Annotated in this window: 3 protein-coding genes; all 3 read left to right on the top strand. The window is 38.2% G+C overall.

What is annotated here, in order from left to right; all coding sequences use genetic code 11:
- Positions 1–163 precede the first annotated feature (163 nt).
- Positions 164–670, top strand: a complete 507-nt coding sequence (locus tag AC1D7X_RS25680) for a GNAT family N-acetyltransferase (protein ID WP_495476426.1) — start codon at positions 164–166, stop codon at positions 668–670.
- Positions 671–896: 226 nt separating this feature from the next.
- The gene (gene pgsA / locus AC1D7X_RS25675) at positions 897–1,487 is read left to right on the top strand and encodes a CDP-diacylglycerol--glycerol-3-phosphate 3-phosphatidyltransferase (protein ID WP_495476425.1); all 591 of its coding nucleotides are present in this window, start codon (positions 897–899) and stop codon (positions 1,485–1,487) included.
- A 234-nt stretch (positions 1,488–1,721) separates the two neighbouring features.
- A partial coding sequence (locus tag AC1D7X_RS25670; protein WP_495476202.1) for a histidine phosphatase family protein occupies positions 1,722–1,792 on the top strand: 71 nt, incomplete at its 3' end.

Below are 1,792 nucleotides of genomic sequence, written 5' to 3'. Positions count from 1 at the left end.
CCCTTGATCGCCTAGAAGGATTTCTGAGGAGATTATTCAGGCGATACATTCAACCAGCTAAGTCTGACGACCCGTTCCCTTTGGTCACTTAAGCTGCTTGAACGTCAGGAATGCCAAACGTTAGATGAAATCGTCTAAACATGTTAGTGCAGGAGGTTGGTATATGAAAGTATTATTAAAAGAATTATTGATAAAAGAAGCGAAAGAGATTTATGATATGGCGCTAGAGATAGGTCCGGGTGAGAATGGGTTCGTTAATAGTCTTTATTCTGCAAGTGAAGATATATTTAGTGAGAAGATTTTAAGATACCATGATATGGCAAGAGGAATAAACCTAGAATCAAACTTTGTGCCACAAACTATTTACTGGTTATATATAGATGGTTACCCTTCTGGGTACGGGAAACTACGTCATTATTTAAACGATAAATTACTAGAGCATGGTGGACATATAGGTTATGTTATCCGACCTTCATGCAGAAATAAGGGATACGGAAAATTATTATTACGCGAACTATTGATAAGAGCAAAAAAGATGAATATTAATAGCGTATTACTTACATGCCATGATGTGAACTTGCCTTCAAGAAAAATAATTGAGGCGAACAATGGCAAATTAACTGATTTAAGTGAAGGGGTTTGTAAGTACTGGATAAAGACGACATTGTAGGTCTAATCAAAGAAGAGACGACATCATCTAACAATGCATTCCTACTGCGGGCATTCGCCCTTGATCGCTTTGAAGGATTTTCAAGAAGATTATTCAAGCGATACATTCAACCAGCTAAGTCTGACGACCCGTTCCCTACGGTCACTTAAGCTGCTTGAACGTCAGGAATGCCAAACGTTATCAGAAATCATGTGCTCGTTATTAAAATCTGAAAGGGGCAGTTAGTATGAATCTTGCGAATAAGATTACAATTGCAAGAATTTTCTTAATACCTTTATTTATGTTGTTCTATTCTAAGTATCCTGAGTGGCTGGCTGATGAAAGTAGATTCTTTAGTTTTATAAATCAAAACGGAATTTACATTGCAATTGTGGTATTTCTTGTAGCTTCGGGAACAGACAAGTTAGACGGTTATATTGCAAGGAAGTATAATCAAATTACAAATTTAGGGAAGTTATTAGATCCATTAGCGGATAAATTATTGATATCCGTTGCATTAATTATGATGGTCCAGTCAAATGTGATTCCTGCGTGGATAGCGATTATTATAATCGGAAGAGAATTTGTAATTACAGGACTAAGAATGATAGCATCTGGACAAGGAATAGCCTTGTCGGCGGACAAGTTTGGTAAAGTGAAAATGGTTATGCAAGTGGTTGCCATTGTAGCAATTTTATTAGACAATTACCCATTCGAGTTGCTAACTAGCATTGAGGTAGATTATATTCTTATGCTAATAGCTGTAGGCTTGACTTTATACTCAGGATTTAACTATATATTAAAGAATTATAAAGTGCTTAGGCTTGATAAGATGTGAAGGGAAATCGAAGATGGCACAAGACATCTGATAACATTGCATTACCACTGCGGTCGCTACGCTCCCTTGGTCACCAAGAGGGGATTTCGTAGAAGTAATTTCAGGTGACACATCCAACCAGCTAAGTGGCAGAGCCACCCGGACCTACGGTCCTTAAGCCGTCTGGACGTCGGTAATGCGCGAACGTTATCAGAAAGATCAGCAAATCTATTTTAAACATTGAAGGAGCACTATATGGCGACTATAGCACTGATAAGGCATGGTAGCACCAGTTGGAATAAAGAAGGACGAGCACAGGGTAACTC

It is taken from the genome of Paenibacillus sp. Y568 (assembly GCF_059445545.1).
Note: the sequence above shows the minus strand (reverse complement) of the source record. Positions and strands in the feature narration are given on the sequence as shown.

Coding starts and splice junctions, on each gene's coding strand:
- AC1D7X_RS25680 (WP_495476426.1), top strand. CDS start 164: ATGAAAGTATTATTAAAAGAATTATTGATAAAAGAAGCGAAAGAGATT.
- pgsA (WP_495476425.1), top strand. CDS start 897: ATGAATCTTGCGAATAAGATTACAATTGCAAGAATTTTCTTAATACCT.